This is a genomic window from Amaricoccus macauensis, from assembly GCF_049800915.1.
GTDB lineage: Bacteria > Pseudomonadota > Alphaproteobacteria > Rhodobacterales > Rhodobacteraceae > Amaricoccus > Amaricoccus macauensis_A.
In genome coordinates this window covers 159,143-179,062 of sequence record NZ_JBNAFY010000007.1, presented here as the reverse complement: position 1 = coordinate 179,062, position 19,920 = coordinate 159,143, and the positions used below count along the sequence as shown (strand labels likewise).

Below are 19,920 nucleotides of genomic sequence, written 5' to 3'. Positions count from 1 at the left end.
TCAGTTCGATCCACTAGGCGCCCCCTCGTTCTCACTCTCGGCCTCTACCGATTCTTCCCCTTCAACTCTTTCGGCTTCAGGTGCCATGAGGTGCATTTCGATGCGCCTGTTTAATGCCCGACCTTCCTGCGTCGAATTGTCGGCGATCGGATTTTCCGAGCCGTAGCCGCGCGATGATAGGGTAACAGTTTCTGGAAGCCCGGCGGCTTGCAATGCTTCCCGAACGGCTTCAGCCCGTTCTGAACTGATTCTCCTGTTTAAATCTGCGCGCCCCAAGCTGTCCGTGTGTCCGCTTACCTCAAAGCTGGTCCCTTCACACTGGCCAAGGGCATCTGCGAGGTCTGCGATAATGTGCTGACTGCTTGGCTTGATCTGACTTGCACCAACGTCAAACTCGATTGCTTCCTCATTGAGCAACTCTGAGATGCGAGCCGCGCATTCTGTAGGGCTCAGCTGTGCATCCGTCTCGCCAAGCTCCAGAGGAGCGGGGGCATCCTTAAAGAGTGTCATCTCAATCCGGCGGTTCTTTCTGCGGCCAGCTTGGGTGGCATTGTCGTCAATCGGATATTCTGCACCATACCCTCTCGACCGGAACAGAATTAGAGGTAAATCCTCTTCTTCAAGGGCGTTCCGCACGGCTTCGGCACGTTTGGTGCTCAGTGTTCGATTAACTTCTGCTCTGCCTTGACTGTCAGTATGGCCGGCCACCTCAAATTGCGCCCCGGGACAGCTTCGCAACACATCAGCAATTGCTGCGATGACACCCCGGCTTTCAGGGCTGATTTCGGCTGAGCCCGGTTTGAATTCGATAGACTGGGCGTTGAGAATAGCACTTACTTCGGCTGAGCAGATTTCAGAGCGGGACATAGAGGCAAGCTTTCGCGCTCGCGCCTCAGCGGCTGCGGCTTCTGCATTGAAGCGTATTTCTACGTTTGCATGCTCAACGCGCTCGCCAAGCATATTCTCAACTTTTTTGTCAGCGCCAAGCGATACCCCCCAACCTTTGAGATCGAGAACAGTAGGCGTGACCGATAGCCTGCCCTCCTTGATCTCATGGAGGGCATCAATGCCAGCAAGCACGCGTCCCGGCCATCCTTCCGGAACGGCTTTGCTCACGACCGTTTGGTCTGTGACCATGTCATGCCCGAACAAAGCAGTTGTGTAGCTCAGAATGGCTTGGCGGGATGTCTCATCCCTAACCGTACCATTCAAACTTATGCGTCCGTCTCGTTCAAGATCGGCAAAAAACGTTACCGCAACGGCATTAAGTGAATCTCCGGCTGAGCTAACGAGTTGTGGTGCCAAGCTCTCAAAACTGTAGCCATCAGGCAATGCGGCGGCCAGATCGGCAGCCACAGCTTTAAATATCTCAAGTTCGGTCCCTTCAGCGCCCGCAAGGATCACTTGCGTATCACTGACCCGAAACTCCCCTTCACCAAGTGTCTGGACTGCTGCAATTCCCGCGACAGCTACGTCCGTCCAGGCTGAGTTCGGTGCACCAAGTCCGATTGAACAGTCTTGCAGCGCGTCCGGTTCGAGATTTGCAGCCGCAGCAGCGAATTGAGAAACAGTATCCTCATTTTCCGCGCTACACTTCTCGAACTTTCCTTTTTCACCATCATGGGAATAGGTCAACTCGAATGGAGTGATTATCGGTCGAGGGGCCGAGATATCAAGCGTTAACTCCACCTTATCCGGACTCTCATTATGAAGGCGTTGCTCCAGAAATTCCTTGGCCTGGGTGCTATCTGCGACGGCGATGATCTCGACCTGCCCCGGCTCGACGCTGATCTTGGCCCGAGGCAAAGTCGCAAGAACGTCGAGCGCAAATGCAAGGCTCTCGTGCCAGCCTTCGGGCTCGGGATGCTCTGCTGTCTCGAGCATGTCCGTAATTCCGAGGCCTTGACCCGCTTGAGCCAGTTCGTCGCGGATCATGCGAGCTGTCTCGATTTCACGCGTGTTTTGAACCGGAACGAGCCCGATCATGGAGATCTCGGTGCCATTGCGAAGAAGCTCCAGCGCGAATGCGGGCGGATCCAGCGGCTCTGGCGATGCAATTTCTGTTCGGTCTACGATGCGGCTTGGGTCAATACTTCGCCTCGCAAGTTCCACGGTGCGAAAACGCGTAGCCTCGTCGGGTGCCTGTCCGTTGAGGACGATCTCAAGACCATCCGCGTCTACGCTGATCCATCCCTCTCCGGCTTTCGTGAGAGCCTGGGTAACGCGCTTTTGGCTCTCATACTCGAAATAGGCCGTAGCTGCTTGCGAGAGTTGCCAAGCCCCGTATCCCGCCAAGCCAAAAGCGGCTCCTGCAAAGAGAATTGCACGCAGGCGCATCTTCCTGATTTTCCCCTGTCCACGATCAACACGGTTTAATCTGATGCTGTTTACGGATCAAGGTAAGGGTATCTCCCGCAACCATCAAAGGCTCGAGATTGGGCATGACTCAGATCATCGCCGCAATACCAAGGAAAACTGCTAAGATAAGCCCAGTATCCCGATTGGCACGGAATAGCGCGAGGCAGCCATCCGGATCGTCGATGTCAAGTTTCTTCAGCTGCCAAACGAGATGACCGCAAAACCCAACAAGCCCTAGAGCCGAAAAAGCAAGTTCTGCTGGTCCGGCTCCAGACGTCAAGATCGCCAAAGTCATGAGTGCCACGGAGCCGAAGCCGAATTTCTTCAGCCAGGTTTTCGTATCGCCCCCAAATAGACGTGCAGTTGATTTTACGCCGATTAGAGCGTCGTCATCCTTGTCTTGGTGCGCGTAGATCGTATCGTAGAACAGCGTCCAGCAGATCCCTGAGAGATAAGGTAAGACTGCCGACACGCCGATGGCCCCGGAGTGCGCGGCCCAAGCAAGCAGTGCGCCCCAGTTAAATGCAAGCCCTAGGAATACCTGTGGCCACCAGGTGAATCGCTTTGCAAATGGGTAGATGCAGATGAGTCCTAGTGATGCGATTCCGAGGCCGATGGCTGCCGGAGAAAACGTGAGAAGAATGCAAAAGGCTAAAGCCGCTTGGATAGACATCCAGATAGCAGCTTGGCGTGCAGTTACTTGACCAGAGGGAAGGGGGCGAGAGCGAGTGCGTGCGACAGCGGCGTCAAACTCTCTGTCGGCTAGGTCATTCCAGGTGCAGCCCGCCCCTCGCATAAGGATCGCCCCAAACCCACATCCGATTGCGATCCACGCATCGTATAAGGTTGGTCCGGAGGGATCAGCGATGATTGCCAGCGACAAACCCCACCAGCAAGGTAGGAGCAAGAGCCAAGTTCCGATGGGACGATCGGCGCGGGAAAGCCTGAGATATGGTCGGGTCCATCGCGGGGCGCGGGTATCAACCCAGTTGCCACGAACAGAATCTGCGACACTTCCATCGGCGGGGCTGGTCTGGTTAATGTTCGTATCCATCATGTGGGGTTTTATGTCAGAGACTAGGTCGAAAATCAGGCTTTTTGTACGCTCGAATCTGGCTACAGATGGGATTTGTGAACTGACGCCGGATCATGCTCACTACCTTTACAACGTGATGCGTCAGAGGGAAGGTGCTCAAGTGGGGCTCTTCAACGGGCGGGACGGGGAGTGGCGAGCCGAGATCATCAGTATCAACAAGAATCGTTGTAGTTTGGCCGTCATCGTTCAAACAGCGCCCCAGGGCATTCCGCCGGACCTCTGGCTACTTTTTGCGCCGATAAAAAAGACGAGAACCGATTTTATTGTCGAGAAGGCGGCCGAACTTGGTTGCTCTCGAATTCGGCCAATTTTTACTCGCAATACCAACTCAGAGCGTCTGCGCATCGATCGCCTGCAGGCTCACGCGATCGAAGCCGCGGAACAATGTGGCGAGACGTCGATTGCCCAGGTCGATCCTCCGATGAAACTGCGTGACGTTTTCGAAGGCTGGAATGTCGATCGCCGGTTGATGTTTTGTGATGAAAGTCGGGATGCGCCGCCTGCACAAGTCGCGCTGAGAAATGCTGACCACGGATCATGGGCGATTCTCATTGGTCCCGAGGGTGGATTCTCTCAAGCAGAGGCTGAGCAGATTCGAAGTTTACCTTTCGTTCAGCCTGTGACACTTGGCCCGCGTGTTCTGCGGGCTGATACTGCGGCCGTTTCTGCAATCACGCTCTGGCAAGCCTTTCTTGGCGATTGGCTTTGAGCTTCATACGACCCGAACTTGCCGCATGGCTAACCAGATGGCGAGAGCCCATTATTTGGGGCGTTCTGCTTGTTTTTGGCATTCTGCTTGTCTTGCGCGGCTTGACACTGAATAGTTTGCTCTTTCTGCTCTTAGGGGGAGCCGCTGCTTTGATGGCCGTACTTCTCCTGCACGGTGCGTTCTTTCGTGCGCGTCTTGCGAGACTGCCCCTCGGCAAGGGCGTGGTCGTGGTGGATGAAGGACGCGTCGTATTGCTCGGACCCAAGACAGGCGGAGTAATCGACGTCGCCGCTCTCGCGCGCATTGAGGTCGTTCCGGGATCCGAACCCGTCTGGCGGCTTCACAGCTTTGAAGGTGAAGCTCTTGAAATTCCAATAGCAGCAAAGGGCGCGAATCAGCTTGTCGATGCGCTTGGGACATTGCCCGGCTTTGATTTCAAGTCAGGTCTCAGCGTGATCGGAGATAGTAGGAAAAAGGCTCGGACGATCTGGCGATCCGATGTGTCGCAGAACCGTTTGGCTTTGCGGCAGCGCCCTCACTTCACCTCAAAATGAGATCAAGTAATGCTCGAGATAGCGGTTCCGATCCGGTTTCGGTTACGAGACAGGTTCTGGCAAGGGTCATCGGCAGCCCGTTGGTTGCATCAGACAAGATCATATGGACTAAGAAGACGTTCACCGGCCGCATTTTTTACCTCTGACCAGCGTAGAACATCGGCCAGTCCATCCAGTTTGGCGCAACGGTAATGCCGAGCGAGTGGCCGCGGGCATTGAGCGCGTTCTCTCCTGCCCGTACGCCTTCATGGCCTCGGACTGGGCGTCAAAGACTGCGCCTGCCGGTTCCCCAAGACGCAGAGCTTCTTCAGCAGCCAGTAGTCCTTCTCGACACGCATCGTAGATCGCACCTTCTGCGTCACGCCATATCCTTATATCCGTTACTAATGACGTAAATACAGCCTGCAGCCAGTCCGCAGATCATGTGAGGAGCACGATTCGGCCGTCGTCCGTGAACATCATTGCCTGGAGGTGGACGTAGCCGAATGTGTCATTGCCCGTCAGCCAATACATGCTTTCTTGCCGGAAGATCAGAAGCGCCAAAAGCTCTTCCTCATCATATTACAGATAGGGCTTCTGTTGTTCTTGCCTCGTATTCAGAGCGGTTTAGTGCAGTTCCTGAGGATCATCCGGTTGCATCGACCGCTATCTTTCTCGCAGCGTCAATCACTGGAGCCAGTTTACGCTGCCAGATATCGCGGGTGAGGGGGCCTGGATGGCGAAAAAGAATTTCACCGTCTGGGCCGACAATGAATGTTTCAGGCACACCGTAGATGCCCCAGTCGATGCCGGTTCGGCCGCTCCCATCCGCGCCGATCATGTCATATGGATCGCCCAAATCCTCAAGAAATCCGCGCGCGTTCTCGGGCGCATCTTTATAGTTGATGCCTACAACTGGAATGTCGCTTTTGCCCAATTCCATCAAGAGGGGGTGTTCGGCGCGGCACGGCCCACACCAACTCGCCCAGAAATTCACCAGCTTCACCCCGGACCCGGACAACGCAGTATCTGTGGGCACGGGAGAATCGCCGAAAGGCTCGACTGCGGCAAGCGAAGGGGCGCTCTTTCCGATCAAGGCACTTGGGAGTTCGTTGGGATTTTCACGCTTCAAGCCGAGATAGGCCGCGAGCGCGAATGCCACAAAGAGCGTCGGTGGAAGGATCACTAAAGGGTTGAATTTTGGATTAGCCATTGCGGCGGCCCCTTACTTCGGCTTCGGCGCGATCAAGAGCCTGACGGACACGTTTGCTACGCAAAATTGAAAAAGCAGCAAGACCCCCGATCAAAGCTATGGTTATTCCATAAGCGCCAAGAATGGTGATCGAATAGCGTCCAAGATCAGGTATCATGCCTGCGCTTCTCCTGTCGATACGGACGCACCCTGGGGCTGATGGGCCTGAATGTTCTGGATCGCCTTTAGCCTTCGAGCGCGAATCTCCGTTCGGGTCCGGAGAAACACCAACGCGACAAAGAGAAACACGAAACCTGCAATGCAAAGAAGCAACGGCCAGTAGAATGCGTTGTCGACATTTTCGCGCTGGTCCATCGAAAGAGAGGGGCCTTGATGCAACCCCTGTGACCAGAAGAACACTGCATAGCGAGACAGAAAAGCGAAAATCGTGCCAACCAGACAAACGATCGAGGTGAGATCGGCGGCCTTGTCGGGCTCGTCGATGGCGGACCAGAGCGCGATGTAGCCTAGGTAGAAGACGAACAGGATGAAGAATGAGGTAAGGCGGGGGTCCCACGCCCACCATGTACCCCACATCGGCTGGCCCCATATCGCTCCTGTCGCTAGCGTGACCAGTGTCATTACGGCACCGATTGGGGCAGCGGCGCGAGCAGCCAAGGCCGAGACGTGATGGCGCCGGATGATCCAGACCAGTGAGGTCACGAGCATCATGAACCAGGCATTGATCGCTATCAGCGCTGCAGGGACATGAATGAAAAGGATCTTGACCGTCGGACCTTGTTGGTAATCGTCGGGTGTCCCGAAGAAGCCCCATGTCAAGCCTGCCACTAGGCAAATCGCGGTTAGTACCCACAATCCGGGAAGAAGCCGGCCTGTAAGGCGCATGAATTCGACGGGGTTGGCAAATTTCCAGATCGACATACTCACTCTTTACTGCGCGGCGTATGCGTCTTCAATCGGCACAAAGGTCACGTAACGGTTTCGTTCCACATGCGGGTGTTCAGCACTACCCTAGCGCTGAGAAGCCGCACCCACGGTCGCACCTGCCGCGGTGCCAACAATCGGCCCGCCGAGCACGGTGCCGACAGCGCCCCTCCCAACGCGCCCGTCGCGGCGCGCTGTTCAACGGTGTCGCCGCAAGCGGTGGCGAGCAGGCAGGATGCGAAGAGAAGAACTGAGCAGCTCCGCATGGGTGCTCTTCCAATCAAGATTCATTTCGAAGATAGCGAGGTGCACAATCGGGGCAAGATAAAACGTTCGGTGCGCATCCTGGTTTGAGCTGTAGACGTTGCGCAAAAGAGAACTCTCATCGCATGTTCACCCGCAGGGCGGCGGCCGCCGCAAATGGGGCTAGCGCAACGACAAAGAGCGATACTCCCGTGAGTAGCATGAGAGCGGGCAGCGGTTCGGTAGCCTCAGCTGCTTGTGCGACTGTTCTAGCCCCAAAAATTAACGTGGGGATGTAGAGCGGCAGCACGAGGATGGATAGCAGAAGCCCCCCGCGCCGCAACCCCACGGTAACCGCGCCACCGATCGTTCCCAGAAAACTGAGGCCGGGGGTTCCTAACGCCAAGCTTGCGATCAGCCACGGATAGGCGACGCCCGGCAGATTGAGCGTAATCGCGAGCATCGGCGCCATAAACGTGAGAGGTAAACCGGTGGTAAGCCAGTGAGCGAGCCCTTTAAGCGCAACAAGGCTCTCAAGTGGCATTGGGGAGGTCGCGAGAATGTCGAGCGTGCCATCTTCGTAGTCTGTCTGGAACAAGCGGTCCAGTGAGAGTAGACAGGCCAGAAGTGCTGCAAGCCAGAGCGTTCCAGGTGCGATGGCCATGAGCCGCTCGGGTTCCGGGCCCGCACCGAACGGGACCAACAGAACGACAATCAAAAAGAAAGCGAGACCTTGTCCGGCCCCTCCGCTCGACCTAAGCGCAAGCCTTAGTTCCCGCCCTAGCACCGCGCTATAGGCGCTCATGGCAACAGGCCTTCCAGAAACGGGTCCGCGCTCATGGCTGACCGGGGGCGGGCTTCGGATAGCGGTGTGAGCCGGAACTCGTTCACTCGGGGAAGATCAAGTGGAATATGCGTGGCGATGATCGCCGCCCCCCCTGCTTCGCAATGGATGCGGACCGCCCGAAACAGCATTGCACTTGCCGCTGTGTCGAGCGAGACCGTCGGTTCGTCGAGAAGCCAGAGCGGACGGTTGTGGGTCAGAGCGAGACGCGCCAGTCCAAGCCTGCGTTTTTGTCCAGCGGAGCAGGCGTGGGCTGGCCGGTCGGAGATGGCACCGAGTTCGAAGGCTTCCATGGCAGTTGAAGCGTCCTCTGCTCCGAACAGAGCGGCCCAGAAATGCAGGTTTTCCACGACTGTAAGCTGCGGTTTGATGGCATCTAGATGACCGGAGTATGCGACCTGTGCGGTAAAACGGTCGAAATTCCGATCGAGATCCACGCCGCACAATGTGGCCGAGCCTGCAGAATGAGGCAGAAGGCCCGTAAGAATGCGCAAGAGCGTTGATTTGCCCGAACCGTTTGGTCCCCTAAGCGCGAGAACCTCACCCCCCCGAACGGAAAATGTCACGCCATCTAGAACGGGACGTCCGGTGCGGGTACAGGCAATGTTATTGACATCGAGGTGCATGTTTTTCGCATAGCGGAACGCCTTCCCATCGGCAACGGCCCGTTCTTCTGGAACAAATCGCGGCCAATGATGTTTGAAAGGGGTAAGTCATTCGTCGATCCGTCGACGCAGCACGAAAGCGACCCGTATACGGCCGTATTCAAACTTGGCCGGAACCTTGTGATACCGGTTAATGAGGCATAGATTTTGATCCACGACCTACGTAGCAAGGGAGCATAGAGCCACCATGACGATTCAAGTCGGTACCGATACGGCCAAGACCCGTCGTTCGTTGAGTGTTAACGGGTCGGAATACGCGTATTACTCGATTGCCGCGGCAGAAGAAGCTGACCTCGGCTCCTTCGACAAGCTCCCAGCGTCGCTCAAGGTGGTTCTCGAAAACCTACTGCGTTTCGAAGATGGGGGAAAGACTGTCTCCGTCGACGACATCAAGGCTTTTTCCGAATGGGCGGAGAAGGGGGGCAAGAACCCTCGGGAAATCGCCTACCGCCCCGCGCGCGTGCTGATGCAGGATTTTACCGGAGTTCCCGCGGTTGTCGATCTCGCAGCCATGCGCGATGGCATTGTTGAATTGGGCGGAGATGCGCAAAAAATAAATCCGCTCAACCCGGTCGATCTTGTTATCGACCACTCGGTGATGATCGACGAGTTCGGAAACCCGCGTGCCTTTCAGATGAATGTGGACCGCGAATACGAGCGGAACATAGAGCGCTACACCTTCCTCAAATGGGGACAGAAGGCGTTCAACAACTTCCGCGTTGTTCCGCCGGGCACCGGAATCTGTCACCAGGTGAACCTCGAATACCTTGCACAGACCGTGTGGTCCGACAACGACCAAGATGGCGCTGAGGTGGCTTATCCGGATACGCTCGTGGGTACGGACAGCCACACCACGATGGTCAACGGCGCCGCCGTGCTCGGTTGGGGCGTGGGGGGCATCGAGGCCGAAGCCGCGATGCTCGGACAGCCAATTTCCATGCTTATTCCCGAGGTCGTGGGCTTCGAGCTGACCGGACGAATGGTTGAGGGCACAACCGGTACTGATCTGGTTCTCAAGGTCGTAGAGATGCTCCGTGAAAAGGGCGTCGTTGGCAAGTTCGTCGAATTCTACGGTGACGGTCTCGACCACCTGCCGCTGGCCGACCGCGCGACCATCGCCAACATGGCCCCCGAATATGGCGCGACCTGCGGCTTCTTCCCGATTGACAAGGAAACGCTGCGCTACCTCGAGATGACGGGTCGCGATAAGGATCGCATCAAGCTGGTCGAGGAGTATGCCAAAGCCAATGGCATGTGGCGGGACGGGGACTATGCCCCGGTCTACACCGACACCCTTAGCCTCGACATGGGGACAATCGTACCTGCGATCTCGGGGCCGAAGCGCCCGCAGGACTATATCGCGCTCGACAGGGCTGCGGCAGCCTTTGGGGAATACATCGAGGGGCAACGCAACGGTACAGACGTCACTCCTGCGGCAGAGGTCCGCTGGGAAGGTGAGGGTGGTGCGCCGGAGCCGACTGATATTCCGGGCGACTCCGGTTATCACAAACGCGCATTCGTGCAGTTGGGTGACGAGAAGTTCCAGCTACATGACGGCTCCATCGTCATTGCTTCCATCACGTCCTGCACCAACACCTCGAACCCCTACGTCATGATCGGTGCGGGTCTTGTGGCCCGCAAGGCGCGCGAGCTGGGGCTGAACCGCAAACCCTGGGTGAAGACGTCGCTTGCGCCAGGCTCGCAAGTCGTTTCTGCTTACCTCGAGGCTGCCGAGCTTCAGGAAGATCTTGACGCGCTCGGGTTCAATCTCGTCGGGTACGGCTGTACCACATGTATCGGTAACTCCGGTCCCATCGCGCCTGAGCTTTCGAAGGCAATCAACGACAACGATCTGATTGCTACATCGGTGCTCTCGGGCAACCGCAACTTCGAAGGGCGTATTAGTCCGGATGTGCGTGCGAACTACCTCGCTTCACCGCCGCTGGTCGTGGCTTATGCCCTGGTTGGCGACATGAACATCGACATTGCCAAAAGCCCCATCGGCAAGGACAAGAATGGCAATGATGTCTACCTGAGAGACATCTGGCCATCTCAGAAGGAGATTGCCGATCTGGTCGAGAAGACCGTGACGCGCGAGTCGTTCCAGGAGAAATATGCCGACGTGTTCAAGGGCGACGACAAGTGGCGTTCGGTCGAGACCACTGACAGCCAGACCTATGACTGGCCGTCTAGCTCCACCTATGTCCAGAACCCGCCCTATTTCCGGGACATGGGAATGGAGCCGGGAACGATCTCAAACATCGAGGGGGCCCGCGAGCTTGCGATTCTCGGCGACATGGTCACGACCGACCACATTTCGCCGGCTGGATCGTTCAAGGAATCTACACCCGCTGGCAAATATCTCACCGAGCGTCAGGTGCCCGTCCGGGAGTTCAACTCCTACGGCTCGCGCCGCGGCAACCACGAGGTGATGATGCGCGGCACCTTCGCTAACATTCGCATCAAGAACGAGATGCTAGATGGAGTCGAGGGGGGCTATACCAAGGGCCCCGATGGCTCGCAGATGTCGATTTACGACGCTGCCATGGCCTGGCAGGAGAAGGGCGTACCGCTCGTCATCATCGGTGGCGAGCAGTATGGCGCGGGGTCGTCGCGGGACTGGGCGGCGAAGGGAACGGCACTTTTGGGTGTGAAGGCGGTGATCGCGGAGAGCTTCGAGCGTATCCACCGCTCCAACCTCGTCGGCATGGGCGTGATCCCGTTCGAGTTCACCGGCGAAGACAACCGCAAGTCACTCGAGCTCAAAGGCGACGAAAGCTTCTCTATCACTGGGCTTGAAGGCGATCTCAAGCCACTGTCAGAAGTGCCTTGCACGATCACCTATGCTGATGGTTCCACTAAGGAAATTCAGATCAAGTGCCGGATCGATACGGCAATCGAGAAGGAATACGTGGAGAATGGCGGGGTGCTGCACTACGTGCTTCGCGACCTCGCCAAGGCAAGCTGACGCCGCGACGCGACCTGACAAAACCACAGAAGCCCCGGCCACGCGCCGGGGCTTTTTCTTTGCCTTGAGCACAGACTGAAAGCCGTCAGGACCCGAATTCGCGAGTATGGAAACGGTATGGAATCGATATGGTTTCGGTATGGCTCACGTATGGCTAAATTTTGCCCCACCCCAGCGTAGCACACGCGGAGAGGTGGCTGCTCGCGTCAACTGCGCTGATGGCGATTACACAATCGCGGGAGCAATCCGCGCTATTCCACACGGGCCCTCCTGAGCACCAGTTAGACGTTCAACAGTATTGTATTATTGCATTCCTTCTATACGATGGCCGGGTTTGGGGCGTCTTTGCGTCCGAACCGGCGTCAATCCTCGCGAATGCTTTACTGGCGCCGCGGCGGGTGCGGGGCTACCCATTCAGGGCCTTCGCGGAATCGGAGAAACAATGCGCTTCTTTCTGCTCACTTTGGGGATGATGATATTCGTGATCCCCGGTGCGGTCCGTGCCCAACAAAATTCGGTCGTCCTGGAACTCTACACCAGCCAGGGATGTTCCTCCTGCCCGCCAGCAGATGCGCTGCTTCCGAAACTTGCCGACATGCCGGGCGTGATCGCGCTCTCGCTCCATGTGGATTATTGGGATTATCTCGGTTGGCGGGATTCCTTCGGTGACGTTCAATACACCAAGCGTCAGAAGGCCTATGCCCATGCACTGCAACATCGTCCTCTCTTCACGCCGCAGATGGTGGTTCAGGGGCAGGATATTCTTGTGGGGCACAAGGAAGGCAAGATCATGCAGGCGGTCGACCAGTTCCGGTCTCTACCGTCGCCGGTGAATCTCAAGGTTGAGCGCAAGGCGGGCGGCCTCAGCATTCAGGCAACCGGGCGCGGCATCTCCATCGACGCGCCGCTCGATGTGCAACTCGTGCGGTTCCTGGAGGCTGCCGAGGTTGCCATCGATGGCGGCGAGAATGCAGGCCGCACGATGACCTACACCAATATCGTCACGGACTGGGAGACGATTGCGCATTGGGACGGGGTCGAACCGCTTTCACTCGATGTTGCGGCGGACTCTGACGAGCCGGTGGCTGTCATTATCCAGAGAGCGGGAACCGGGCCGGTCGTCACCGCAGCCGAACTTCGCTGAACGCCTGCACCAGAATCCGGAAAATTCTAGTCAACTAACGGGGCCTCTCCCTGTCACATTCACGATGCGTTGAGTGAATGGAGTCAGATTGTTCGCAGCAATCTCGCTGTTTTTCGAGGAGGCTGCGATGTTTGACGGACTTATTCCGGACCTTCTGCAATGCATGCGTCTGGGCGTTCAAAGGGCGTGTCTCGCGATCGCCGCCGCGCTCTTGCTGGGGGCGTCTGCGGCCCAAGGGCAGGAAGCGGGCCTGTGCCCGGATATACTCGTGCTGGAGGATCTGCGCGCGGAGATCGCTGCCGCATCGAAAGCGAGAGGTCCGGGACCTGCTTCGTCCGATATCCGTCTACGCCTCTACGAAATCGGATTGGGAACTCCTCAGGTCGTTCTGTTCAGAGAGCCAGATGATCCGCTGGCGCATGTCGCGGTGGTCATGCTCGACTATGCGAGAGCGCTGGACGAGCGGGGGCAACTGGCGGCACGCACGGTTTTCTCCACCGTGCGCTCCATGACCGTATTCAACGACTTCGAAGCCCTGCGCGCGCAACTTGGGTGCCGCACACAGGCCGAAGGTTTGGGCCGGATCGAGCGGGCTCTGGACGAGACCGATCCGACCAAAGGCTCGACTTTCCTCGGGTCGCGTCGGCAGGCGGATCCGTATGGATTTGGCCATGTTACCGAGGCGCCGACGACCGTTGCGCTCCCGATCCTTCTGCTGCTGATCGTGCTCGCTGCAGCCGGGTATCAGGTCTCACGGGTCATGCAGGCGCGGCGACAGCATTACACCTGCAATGTCGTGGTTCATGTCGAGGGGGCCGCGGTGCCCGAAGACGGCACCATGCTGGACGTGAGCCGGATGGAGGCGAAGATGATCTGTCCCTATCCGCCAAAACCTGGCACGCGCATCCGGCTGCAATGGAACAGGAACTGGCACGAAGCGACGGTGACATGGTCGAACGCGCATTGCGCCGGAATGCGCTTTCACGAGCCGATCGATTCGCGGACGCTTGCCACCATACGGAAGTTGACCGATGCGCATCTGGCGGAACTGCGGGCCGAAGAGCGTGCGGCGCTTGCAGGTCCGGCCGATCCGATCACGCATCTGTCCGAAGCGGTCAATCACAGGGCGGCTTCAGCCGCGCGCCAGTGAACTTGCGACAAAGCGGCTCAAAGGCTCGCGGTGACTCAGGTAGGGTCGCCGTGCGCGCCGGCCTCGGGCAGGGATTTCGACCAGCGGCGGTGCAGCCAGTAATACTGTCCGGGATGCGCCCGTATGCGGGCCGCAAGCGCGTCATTGACCGCCTGCATCATCTCGCTTGCGGTCGTGTGCGGAATGGGTGGGTCGGTTTCGACCTGGATCGTTCTGCGATCCGCAAGGCGGTAGCCGAAGATCGGGACCAGCGGTACGCCGTATTTCAGGGCAAGCTGCGGGGCGAAAAGCGAGGTCGGGGCCGGACGACCCACGAAATCAAGCGACGTGGCTCGGTGATCGTATTGATCGACGAGAAGCGAGACGACATTGCCCTTGGCAAGATGGGAAACGAGGCCCCGCATTCCACGTGGACCCTTGGCGAACATGGGACTGCCGCCCTCTTCGAGGCCTTCGCTGTAGATCCGGTTGATGTAGGGATTCTCGGTCGGGCGGTAGACGCCGGCGCAATCGATGCCTTGCTGCCGGATCCATTTTCGCGCCGCTTCCCATTGCCCGAAATGTCCTGAGACGAGGATCGCGCCGGTGCCGTTGCGGCCCGCTTCGATGATGGCTTGCGCGCCCTCGCCGCTTGGCGGGAGAATTGTGCTGTTCTTCTGGAAATCCCTCATGTGAAGGATTTCGAGGAAAGTGCGGCCGAACGTATCGCCGGTTTCGATCGCGATCCGGCAGCGGTCCTCGGCGGAGAGATCGGGAAAGACGTAGGCCAGGTTGCGCTCTGCGCGGTCGCGCAGGCGGCCATTGCCACGCACGATGGACCGGCCTATGGCGCCCCCCGTGGCAAGACGCAGGTTGCGGGGCATCGCACCCGTGAGCGCGACGAGGGCGCGGACGGGAAGATACGCAAGCCGATCCGCGAGATCGTTCCGGTTCTTCTTTGCCATGGCCTCTGACGGCGGACTGCGAGGGGGAAATGTGCGGAAAAGTGTGCCGCCCTTGGGGGAGGCATGCCGGATCGCCCGTGGACGAGCGTTCCGGCGGTCGTGTCAGTGCTTCAGCGGGTTGATCAGCATGACCATCTGGCGCCCTTCGAGTCGTGGCATCGACTCGATCTTGCCGATCTCCTCAATATCGCCGGCAACCCGTTCGAGCAGCCTGCGGCCGAGTTCGGCATGGGCCATTTCGCGGCCCCGGAACCTGAGGGTCACCTTGACCTTGTCGCCGCCCTCGAGGAATTTCATCACCGAGCGCATCTTGACGTCGTAGTCATGCGTGTCGGTGTTGGGGCGGAACTTGATTTCCTTGACCTCGATGGTCTTCTGCTTCTTCCGCGCTTCAGATTCCTTTTTCTGCTGTTCGTATTTGAACTTGCCGAAATCCATGATCTTTGCGACCGGCGGGTTGGCGTTCGGAGAAATCTCCACAAGGTCTAGTCCGGCATCAGCAGCCAGCATCATGGCCTTGTCGGGAGAAATCACGCCAATATTCTCTCCCTCAGCTCCGATCAGTCGGACCTCTGGCGCTCGAATGCGGTCATTGACGCGGGGGCCGGTATCGCGGGTTGGCGGAGCATTATGTGGTCTGCGGGCGATGGTCGTGACATCCTTTTGATTGTTGAACCGAAGAAAAAACCGGAGCGGTGCCCCGGAGATCGTGGCAAAAGATAGTGCAATATTGCGCGAAAGTGAAGATGGCATCGCTCGAATGCGCTGCATTTGTTCTATTCGGAGCAAGTTGGCGGGTCTGGCGGAATGTCGCCTGTTTTCGATCACAGCTTTGTGGCCCCATTGAGGGCGCCGGGTCGCGACCGCATCTGGTGTGAAGGCCCGCACTGGGCTCGAGGAACAGCAAGGAGTTTGAGGAATGTCCCGGATCATTTGGGTCATCGTAGCAGTCATCGTCATCGTGCTCGGATACGTATTCCTTTCGGGTGGAGAGACGGAGGTCGAACCGGAAACCCCGGCTGTCTCCGAAGCGCCGGCGGATGACGCCGAGACCGCGGTCGAGGAGGCCGAACAGGCGCTGGAAGAGGCTGGTGATGCGGCCGAAGCCGCGGGCGAAGAGGCTTCCGAGGCGGCGTCCGAGGCTGCTGCCACCATCGAGGAGAACGCGAACGAGGCTGCAGACAATGCGTCCGAGGCGACGGACGGTGCGCTCGAAGATGCCAACACCGCGCTGGAGAACGCCGGTGACGAGGCAAACGAAGCGCTCGACGATGCTCGCGAATCCCTCAGCAATGCGCTCGATGATGCAAGCGATGCTGTAGAACCCGAGCAGCCGTCGCTGGAAAGCGAAGTCGAGAGCTTGGCCAATGAAGGCGAGAACGAGGCCGAATCGCTGACGAACAGCGGCCAGTAAGCCTAGCCGCCGATAGGCTACTGCAGGCTCAGGGCGAAACGCTCGATGCGGGCACATGCCTCGCGCAGCGTTTCGTCCGAGGCCGCGTAGCTGATGCGGAAGTTCGGCCCCGACCCGAAAGCGGCGCCGAACACCACCGCAACCCCCTCCGCATCCAGAAGATGGGACGCGAAATTCTCGTCGGTCTCGATCAGAGCGCCGTCGGGTGTGTGGCGACCGATCAGCCCGGCAATTGAGGGGTAGACGTAGAACGCGCCTTCCGGGGTCGGGCATTCGATGCCCGGTATGCCGTTGAGCGCCTCGACCACCAGGTCGCGGCGGCGCTGGAATGCTCCAAGTGCTTCGGTGATGTAGTCCTGCGGGCCGGTGAGCGCCTCGAGCGCGGCCCATTGGCTGATGGAGCAGGGATTGGTCGTCGATTGGCCCTGAAGCTTGATCATGCCGCGGATGAGCTCTTCCGGCCCCGCGCCGTAGCCGATGCGCCAGCCTGTCATGGCATAGGCTTTCGACACGCCGTTCATCGTCAGCGTGCGGCTCATCAGCCGAGGTTCGACCTGGGCCGGGGTGCAGAAGACGAACGGCGGATAGGCAATGTGCTCGTAGATGTCGTCTGCCAGCACCCAGACATTCTCATGCGCAACGAGAACATCGGTGAGCGCCTTCATTTCGTCGGGACTGTAGCCCGCGCCGCTGGGGTTCGAGGGTGAGTTGAGGATCAGCCATTTGGTGCGCGGGGTGATCGCTCCTGCAAGGGCGCCAGGGGTGATCTTGAACCCGTTTTCCATCGTTCCGGGGACGATCACCGGCGTACCGCCCGCCAGTCGCACGATATCCGGGTAACTGACCCAGTAGGGGGCAGGGATCACGACCTCGTCGCCGGGATCGATCGTGGCGAGCAACGCGTTGAACAGCACCTGCTTGCCTCCCGTGGAGACCACTACCTGATCCGGCGTGTAATCGAGACCGTTCTCGTGGGAGAACTTCTCCACGATGGCGCGGCGCAGTTCGGGAATGCCCGCCGGTGAGGTGTAGCGGGTGGCGCCGCGGTCTATGGCGGCCTTGCCCGCGTCGCGGATATTCTCTGGCGTGTCGAAGTCGGGTTCACCGGCGCTGAGGCTGATAGTGTCGCGACCCGCGGCCTTCAGTTCCAGCGCCTTTGCCGTGATCGCCACAGTGGGAGAGGGGTTGATGCGCCCGAGCGCCATGGAAAGAAGAGCCATTCTCGACCTCATGCCCGATTTCAAATTGCGTTGGCCGCGCCTTGGCGCGGAGCCGATTCCCGCTGGAACATTCTTCGTCTAGACCAAATTTCGCAGGAACGGAAAGGGCCGGACACGCTCACACGTTCACTCCGTAGAATGACGTTTCCAACCCGAGTAGAATTGCACTAGGTTTCCCCATGCGGGTGAAATGGCCCGAGAATGACAAGACGGGGGGACCGGCATGTCGACCGGGATTGCGGATGAGGCGGCCGAGGCGCTGGAAAGCGATTATTCCGACGAGACGTCCACCTTCGGCGACAGGGTGACATTGGCCCGCGAAGCGCTGGGCCTGGACCAGACGGCGCTCGCCGAGAAACTCGGTGTGAAGCTCAAGACGCTTCGGAACTGGGAAGACAACCGCGCGGAGCCGAGGGCGAACAAGCTGCAGATGCTCGCGGGCGTGCTGAATGTCTCGATGATCTGGCTTCTGAGCGGCAAGGGTCGGCTGCCTCAGGTGGTGGCGGATGCCACTCAGCAGACGATCGAGGAATGCCTGAATGAACTGCAGGACATCCAGGCCGAGCAACGCCGGATCGCAGACCGCATGTATGCGCTGGAGCGGCGCCTCCGGCTCTCGCTCGACGGCTGACCGTGCAATCTGGCACGACAAGGGCTGCGGACGGTCGTCCTTTCCCTTGCACCGGCGAGGGAATAATTTAGAATGATTCTAATTCATGGCAGGCGCGTTGGCAGCGCATACGAGGAGAGGTGAAGATGAAGGGTGACGAAAAGGTTATCGAATTTCTGAATGCGGGACTGCGCAGCGAGCTTACGGCTGTCAGCCAGTACTGGCTGCACTACCGCCTGCAGGCGGACTGGGGCCTGAAGAAACTGGCGGACAAGTCGCGCGAGGAAAGCATCGAGGAGATGCAGCACGCGGACAAGTTCATCGACCGGATCATCTTCCTCGGCGGGCATCCGAACCTTCAAAAGCTCGACCCGCTCCGGATCGGCGAGACGCCCAAGGAAACGCTCGAATGCGATCTGGCGGCGGAATACGAGGCGCGTGCGCTCTACAAGGAGGGCCGGGACCTCTGTGAGGAGGTAGGGGATTATGTCTCCAAGAACCTCTTTGAGGAACTGATGGCTGATGAAGAAGGCCATATCGACTTTCTCGAAACCCAGCTCGACCTGCTCAAGAGCATCGGAGAGCAGAACTACGCGCTGCTCAACGCCGGTTCGGCCGACGAGGCCGAATAAGACCGGATCCGGCCTGACCTCGATTCGATCGGGATGCGCGCGCAGGCTGGAAGGCCTGTGCGCGTTTTTCGTTTGGGAGCCCGCCAGCGACAGTGGGCTGGTCTCGGGTCAGGAGGCCAGTTGCTTCATCTGGTCGATCATCTTGTTGTAGTTCTTCGTCGAATCGAAGCGCTCCTGCGCGCGGGCCACTGCGGCGGCGCTCATGCGCTGTCGCAGTTCGGTCGATGTCAGAATTTCGGTAAGGGCCGAAACGAAGGCCTCGTCATCATCCACCGGAATGAGGCGGCCGGATACCCCGTCCTTCACGATGTCCGGAATCCCGCCGATGGCGCTCGCGACGCAGGGGATGCCCGCACCGGCGGCCTCGATGGCGACATAGGCCGACATGTCCGAGCGGGTCGGGTGGCACATCAGATCCATCGTCGGCAGGAGTTCCGAAATCAGCGTGTCGTTGGGCACGCGCCCGTGAAACACGATGTTGTCGCCCTTCACGTCGGCGTCGGGATCTCCGGAGATGATATGCAGCTCGCATTTGTCCGCCAGCGGACCTGTCACCCAGCGATGCAACCGGTCACCACCTTTCCGCAGGAAATCGTTGCCTACGAACACGATGCGAGCCGGACCGTCCTTTTGGTCATGCTGTGGCGGCTTGAACTTGGAAGTATCGGTCGAGGGCGGCATGATCTCGATGCGCTCCCGTTCGACACCGCAATCCGAAACGAGTGAATCCGCAGCCCAGGTGCTCCATGGGTAGAGCCGGGCCGCATTGCGGAACAGTTCCGCTTCACGGTCGAACTCAGATTGCGTCCACACGTGCTTGGGCATGGAGCGTTCCATGCCGGCGCGGGTGCAGTCGAGCGCGACCGTGAAGGGCGGCGCGTCTTTCCTGAAGGCGATGGAGCCTGCCGGGATATGCGGGCCGAAGTGAACCACATCCGGTTTGAAATCGTCGATTGCGCGACGGATGCTTCGACCGAAAAGGTTGCGATATGCGAGGATGGGGTCGATCTGGCGGTAGGCGCGCTCATAGGGGCGGATATTGAAGCGCTTCATCGGGAGCGATTTCAGCTTCGGCGTCGAGAAGGAAAGAATGCTGATCTCAGCATCGTCCCGGTTCGAAATCGCCCGCTCGACCTGGGCGCCATAGGTCTTGTGCCCCAGCATCTTGTGGAGAACGACGAGTAATCTCGGCTTGCGTGCCATAATATGAAACCTGCTTGGGAAAGCTCCCGCCCGGCGGGACGGTTCGAGTC

General features: G+C 58.8%; 20 protein-coding genes. 8 read left to right on the top strand and 12 right to left on the bottom strand.

What is annotated here, in order from left to right:
- Window positions 1-2,337, bottom strand: coding sequence for an OmpA family protein (locus ACP15W_RS17455; protein ID WP_424934217.1), 2,337 nt, complete (start codon window positions 2,335-2,337; stop codon window positions 1-3).
- A gap of 109 nt (window positions 2,338-2,446) precedes the next feature.
- The gene (gene ubiA, locus ACP15W_RS17450; protein WP_424934216.1) at window positions 2,447-3,415 is read right to left on the bottom strand and encodes a 4-hydroxybenzoate octaprenyltransferase; all 969 of its coding nucleotides are present in this window, start codon (window positions 3,413-3,415) and stop codon (window positions 2,447-2,449) included.
- Here ubiA and ACP15W_RS17445 point away from each other — a divergent pair.
- Together ACP15W_RS17445 and ACP15W_RS17440 are read left to right on the top strand one after the other, a co-directional pair.
- Complete coding sequence (locus tag ACP15W_RS17445; protein ID WP_424934214.1) at window positions 3,399-4,163, top strand: 16S rRNA (uracil(1498)-N(3))-methyltransferase; 765 nt, start codon at window positions 3,399-3,401, stop codon at window positions 4,161-4,163. The genes ubiA and ACP15W_RS17445 overlap by 17 nt on opposite strands.
- Window positions 4,164-4,315: 152 nt before the next feature.
- Window positions 4,316-4,717, top strand: a complete 402-nt coding sequence (locus tag ACP15W_RS17440) for a hypothetical protein (RefSeq protein WP_424934213.1) — start codon at window positions 4,316-4,318, stop codon at window positions 4,715-4,717.
- Window positions 4,718-5,137: 420 nt separating this feature from the next.
- On the opposite strand, the gene ACP15W_RS17435 is transcribed toward ACP15W_RS17440, so the two are convergent.
- The 6 genes from ACP15W_RS17435 to ccmA form a co-directional block, all read right to left on the bottom strand.
- Complete coding sequence (locus tag ACP15W_RS17435; RefSeq protein WP_424934212.1) at window positions 5,138-5,260, bottom strand: hypothetical protein; 123 nt, start codon at window positions 5,258-5,260, stop codon at window positions 5,138-5,140.
- 82 nt (window positions 5,261-5,342) lie between these two features.
- Window positions 5,343-5,909: a DsbE family thiol:disulfide interchange protein gene (locus ACP15W_RS17430; protein ID WP_424934211.1), complete on the bottom strand. Its 567-nt coding sequence runs from the start codon at window positions 5,907-5,909 to the stop codon at window positions 5,343-5,345.
- Window positions 5,902-6,066, bottom strand: a complete 165-nt coding sequence (ccmD, locus tag ACP15W_RS17425) for a heme exporter protein CcmD (protein ID WP_424934210.1) — start codon at window positions 6,064-6,066, stop codon at window positions 5,902-5,904. The genes ACP15W_RS17430 and ccmD overlap by 8 nt, the downstream gene beginning before the upstream one ends.
- Window positions 6,063-6,830 (bottom strand): heme ABC transporter permease, encoded by a 768-nt coding sequence (locus ACP15W_RS17420; RefSeq protein WP_424934209.1) that lies wholly within the window; start codon window positions 6,828-6,830, stop codon window positions 6,063-6,065. Before ACP15W_RS17420 ends, ccmD begins: the two co-directional genes overlap by 4 nt.
- Before the next feature lie 385 nt (window positions 6,831-7,215).
- Window positions 7,216-7,881 carry a heme exporter protein CcmB gene (gene ccmB, locus ACP15W_RS17415; RefSeq protein ID WP_424934208.1) on the bottom strand — a complete coding sequence of 222 codons (666 nt, stop codon included), beginning with the start codon at window positions 7,879-7,881 and terminating at the stop codon, window positions 7,216-7,218.
- On the bottom strand, window positions 7,878-8,546 hold the full coding sequence (gene ccmA, locus ACP15W_RS17410) for a heme ABC exporter ATP-binding protein CcmA (protein ID WP_424934207.1): 669 nt from the start codon (window positions 8,544-8,546) through the stop codon (window positions 7,878-7,880). The genes ccmB and ccmA overlap by 4 nt, the downstream gene beginning before the upstream one ends.
- A 226-nt stretch (window positions 8,547-8,772) precedes the next feature.
- On the opposite strand from ccmA, the gene acnA reads away from it, so the two are divergent.
- The 3 genes from acnA (at window position 8,773) to ACP15W_RS17395 (ending at window position 13,847) form a co-directional block, all read left to right on the top strand.
- Window positions 8,773-11,553 (top strand): aconitate hydratase AcnA, encoded by a 2,781-nt coding sequence (gene acnA, locus ACP15W_RS17405; RefSeq protein ID WP_424934206.1) that lies wholly within the window; start codon window positions 8,773-8,775, stop codon window positions 11,551-11,553.
- Between the two features lie 442 nt (window positions 11,554-11,995).
- The gene (locus ACP15W_RS17400) at window positions 11,996-12,697 is read left to right on the top strand and encodes a DUF1223 domain-containing protein (protein ID WP_424934205.1); all 702 of its coding nucleotides are present in this window, start codon (window positions 11,996-11,998) and stop codon (window positions 12,695-12,697) included.
- A 127-nt stretch (window positions 12,698-12,824) separates the two neighbouring features.
- Window positions 12,825-13,847 (top strand): hypothetical protein, encoded by a 1,023-nt coding sequence (locus tag ACP15W_RS17395; RefSeq protein ID WP_424934204.1) that lies wholly within the window; start codon window positions 12,825-12,827, stop codon window positions 13,845-13,847.
- A 35-nt stretch (window positions 13,848-13,882) separates the two neighbouring features.
- On the opposite strand, the gene ACP15W_RS17390 is transcribed toward ACP15W_RS17395, so the two are convergent.
- On the bottom strand, window positions 13,883-14,791 hold the full coding sequence (locus tag ACP15W_RS17390) for a lysophospholipid acyltransferase family protein (protein WP_424934203.1): 909 nt from the start codon (window positions 14,789-14,791) through the stop codon (window positions 13,883-13,885).
- Window positions 14,792-14,893: 102 nt separating this feature from the next.
- Window positions 14,894-15,439 (bottom strand): translation initiation factor IF-3, encoded by a 546-nt coding sequence (gene infC, locus ACP15W_RS17385; RefSeq protein ID WP_424934291.1) that lies wholly within the window; start codon window positions 15,437-15,439, stop codon window positions 14,894-14,896.
- Window positions 15,440-15,710: 271 nt separating this feature from the next.
- On the opposite strand from infC, the gene ACP15W_RS17380 reads away from it, so the two are divergent.
- The gene (locus ACP15W_RS17380; RefSeq protein ID WP_424934202.1) at window positions 15,711-16,205 is read left to right on the top strand and encodes a hypothetical protein; all 495 of its coding nucleotides are present in this window, start codon (window positions 15,711-15,713) and stop codon (window positions 16,203-16,205) included.
- Between the two features lie 17 nt (window positions 16,206-16,222).
- Here ACP15W_RS17380 and ACP15W_RS17375 read toward each other — a convergent pair whose 3' ends face one another.
- Complete coding sequence (locus ACP15W_RS17375) at window positions 16,223-17,425, bottom strand: pyridoxal phosphate-dependent aminotransferase (protein ID WP_424934201.1); 1,203 nt, start codon at window positions 17,423-17,425, stop codon at window positions 16,223-16,225.
- A 223-nt stretch (window positions 17,426-17,648) separates the two neighbouring features.
- Between ACP15W_RS17375 and ACP15W_RS17370 the strand changes: the two genes are divergently transcribed.
- Complete coding sequence (locus ACP15W_RS17370) at window positions 17,649-18,056, top strand: helix-turn-helix domain-containing protein (protein WP_424934200.1); 408 nt, start codon at window positions 17,649-17,651, stop codon at window positions 18,054-18,056.
- 125 nt (window positions 18,057-18,181) lie between these two features.
- Window positions 18,182-18,667 carry a bacterioferritin gene (gene bfr / locus ACP15W_RS17365; RefSeq protein ID WP_424934199.1) on the top strand — a complete coding sequence of 162 codons (486 nt, stop codon included), beginning with the start codon at window positions 18,182-18,184 and terminating at the stop codon, window positions 18,665-18,667.
- A gap of 108 nt (window positions 18,668-18,775) precedes the next feature.
- Here bfr and ACP15W_RS17360 read toward each other — a convergent pair whose 3' ends face one another.
- Window positions 18,776-19,870: a glycosyltransferase family 4 protein gene (locus ACP15W_RS17360; RefSeq protein WP_424934198.1), complete on the bottom strand. Its 1,095-nt coding sequence runs from the start codon at window positions 19,868-19,870 to the stop codon at window positions 18,776-18,778.
- Between the last annotated feature and the right edge of the window lie 50 nt (window positions 19,871-19,920).

Coding starts and splice junctions, on each gene's coding strand:
- ACP15W_RS17370 (WP_424934200.1), top strand. CDS start 17,649: ATGTCGACCGGGATTGCGGATGAGGCGGCCGAGGCGCTGGAAAGCGAT.
- ACP15W_RS17420 (WP_424934209.1), bottom strand. CDS start 6,830: ATGTCGATCTGGAAATTTGCCAACCCCGTCGAATTCATGCGCCTTACA.
- ACP15W_RS17445 (WP_424934214.1), top strand. CDS start 3,399: ATGTTCGTATCCATCATGTGGGGTTTTATGTCAGAGACTAGGTCGAAA.
- bfr (WP_424934199.1), top strand. CDS start 18,182: ATGAAGGGTGACGAAAAGGTTATCGAATTTCTGAATGCGGGACTGCGC.
- ACP15W_RS17390 (WP_424934203.1), bottom strand. CDS start 14,791: ATGGCAAAGAAGAACCGGAACGATCTCGCGGATCGGCTTGCGTATCTT.
- ACP15W_RS17395 (WP_424934204.1), top strand. CDS start 12,825: ATGTTTGACGGACTTATTCCGGACCTTCTGCAATGCATGCGTCTGGGC.
- ACP15W_RS17455 (WP_424934217.1), bottom strand. CDS start 2,337: ATGCGCCTGCGTGCAATTCTCTTTGCAGGAGCCGCTTTTGGCTTGGCG.
- ccmA (WP_424934207.1), bottom strand. CDS start 8,546: ATGCACCTCGATGTCAATAACATTGCCTGTACCCGCACCGGACGTCCC.
- ACP15W_RS17400 (WP_424934205.1), top strand. CDS start 11,996: ATGCGCTTCTTTCTGCTCACTTTGGGGATGATGATATTCGTGATCCCC.
- ACP15W_RS17440 (WP_424934213.1), top strand. CDS start 4,316: ATGGCCGTACTTCTCCTGCACGGTGCGTTCTTTCGTGCGCGTCTTGCG.
- ACP15W_RS17380 (WP_424934202.1), top strand. CDS start 15,711: ATGTCCCGGATCATTTGGGTCATCGTAGCAGTCATCGTCATCGTGCTC.
- ccmB (WP_424934208.1), bottom strand. CDS start 7,881: ATGAGCGCCTATAGCGCGGTGCTAGGGCGGGAACTAAGGCTTGCGCTT.
- ACP15W_RS17360 (WP_424934198.1), bottom strand. CDS start 19,870: ATGGCACGCAAGCCGAGATTACTCGTCGTTCTCCACAAGATGCTGGGG.
- ACP15W_RS17430 (WP_424934211.1), bottom strand. CDS start 5,909: ATGGCTAATCCAAAATTCAACCCTTTAGTGATCCTTCCACCGACGCTC.
- ccmD (WP_424934210.1), bottom strand. CDS start 6,066: ATGATACCTGATCTTGGACGCTATTCGATCACCATTCTTGGCGCTTAT.
- acnA (WP_424934206.1), top strand. CDS start 8,773: ATGACGATTCAAGTCGGTACCGATACGGCCAAGACCCGTCGTTCGTTG.
- ubiA (WP_424934216.1), bottom strand. CDS start 3,415: ATGATGGATACGAACATTAACCAGACCAGCCCCGCCGATGGAAGTGTC.
- ACP15W_RS17375 (WP_424934201.1), bottom strand. CDS start 17,425: ATGGCTCTTCTTTCCATGGCGCTCGGGCGCATCAACCCCTCTCCCACT.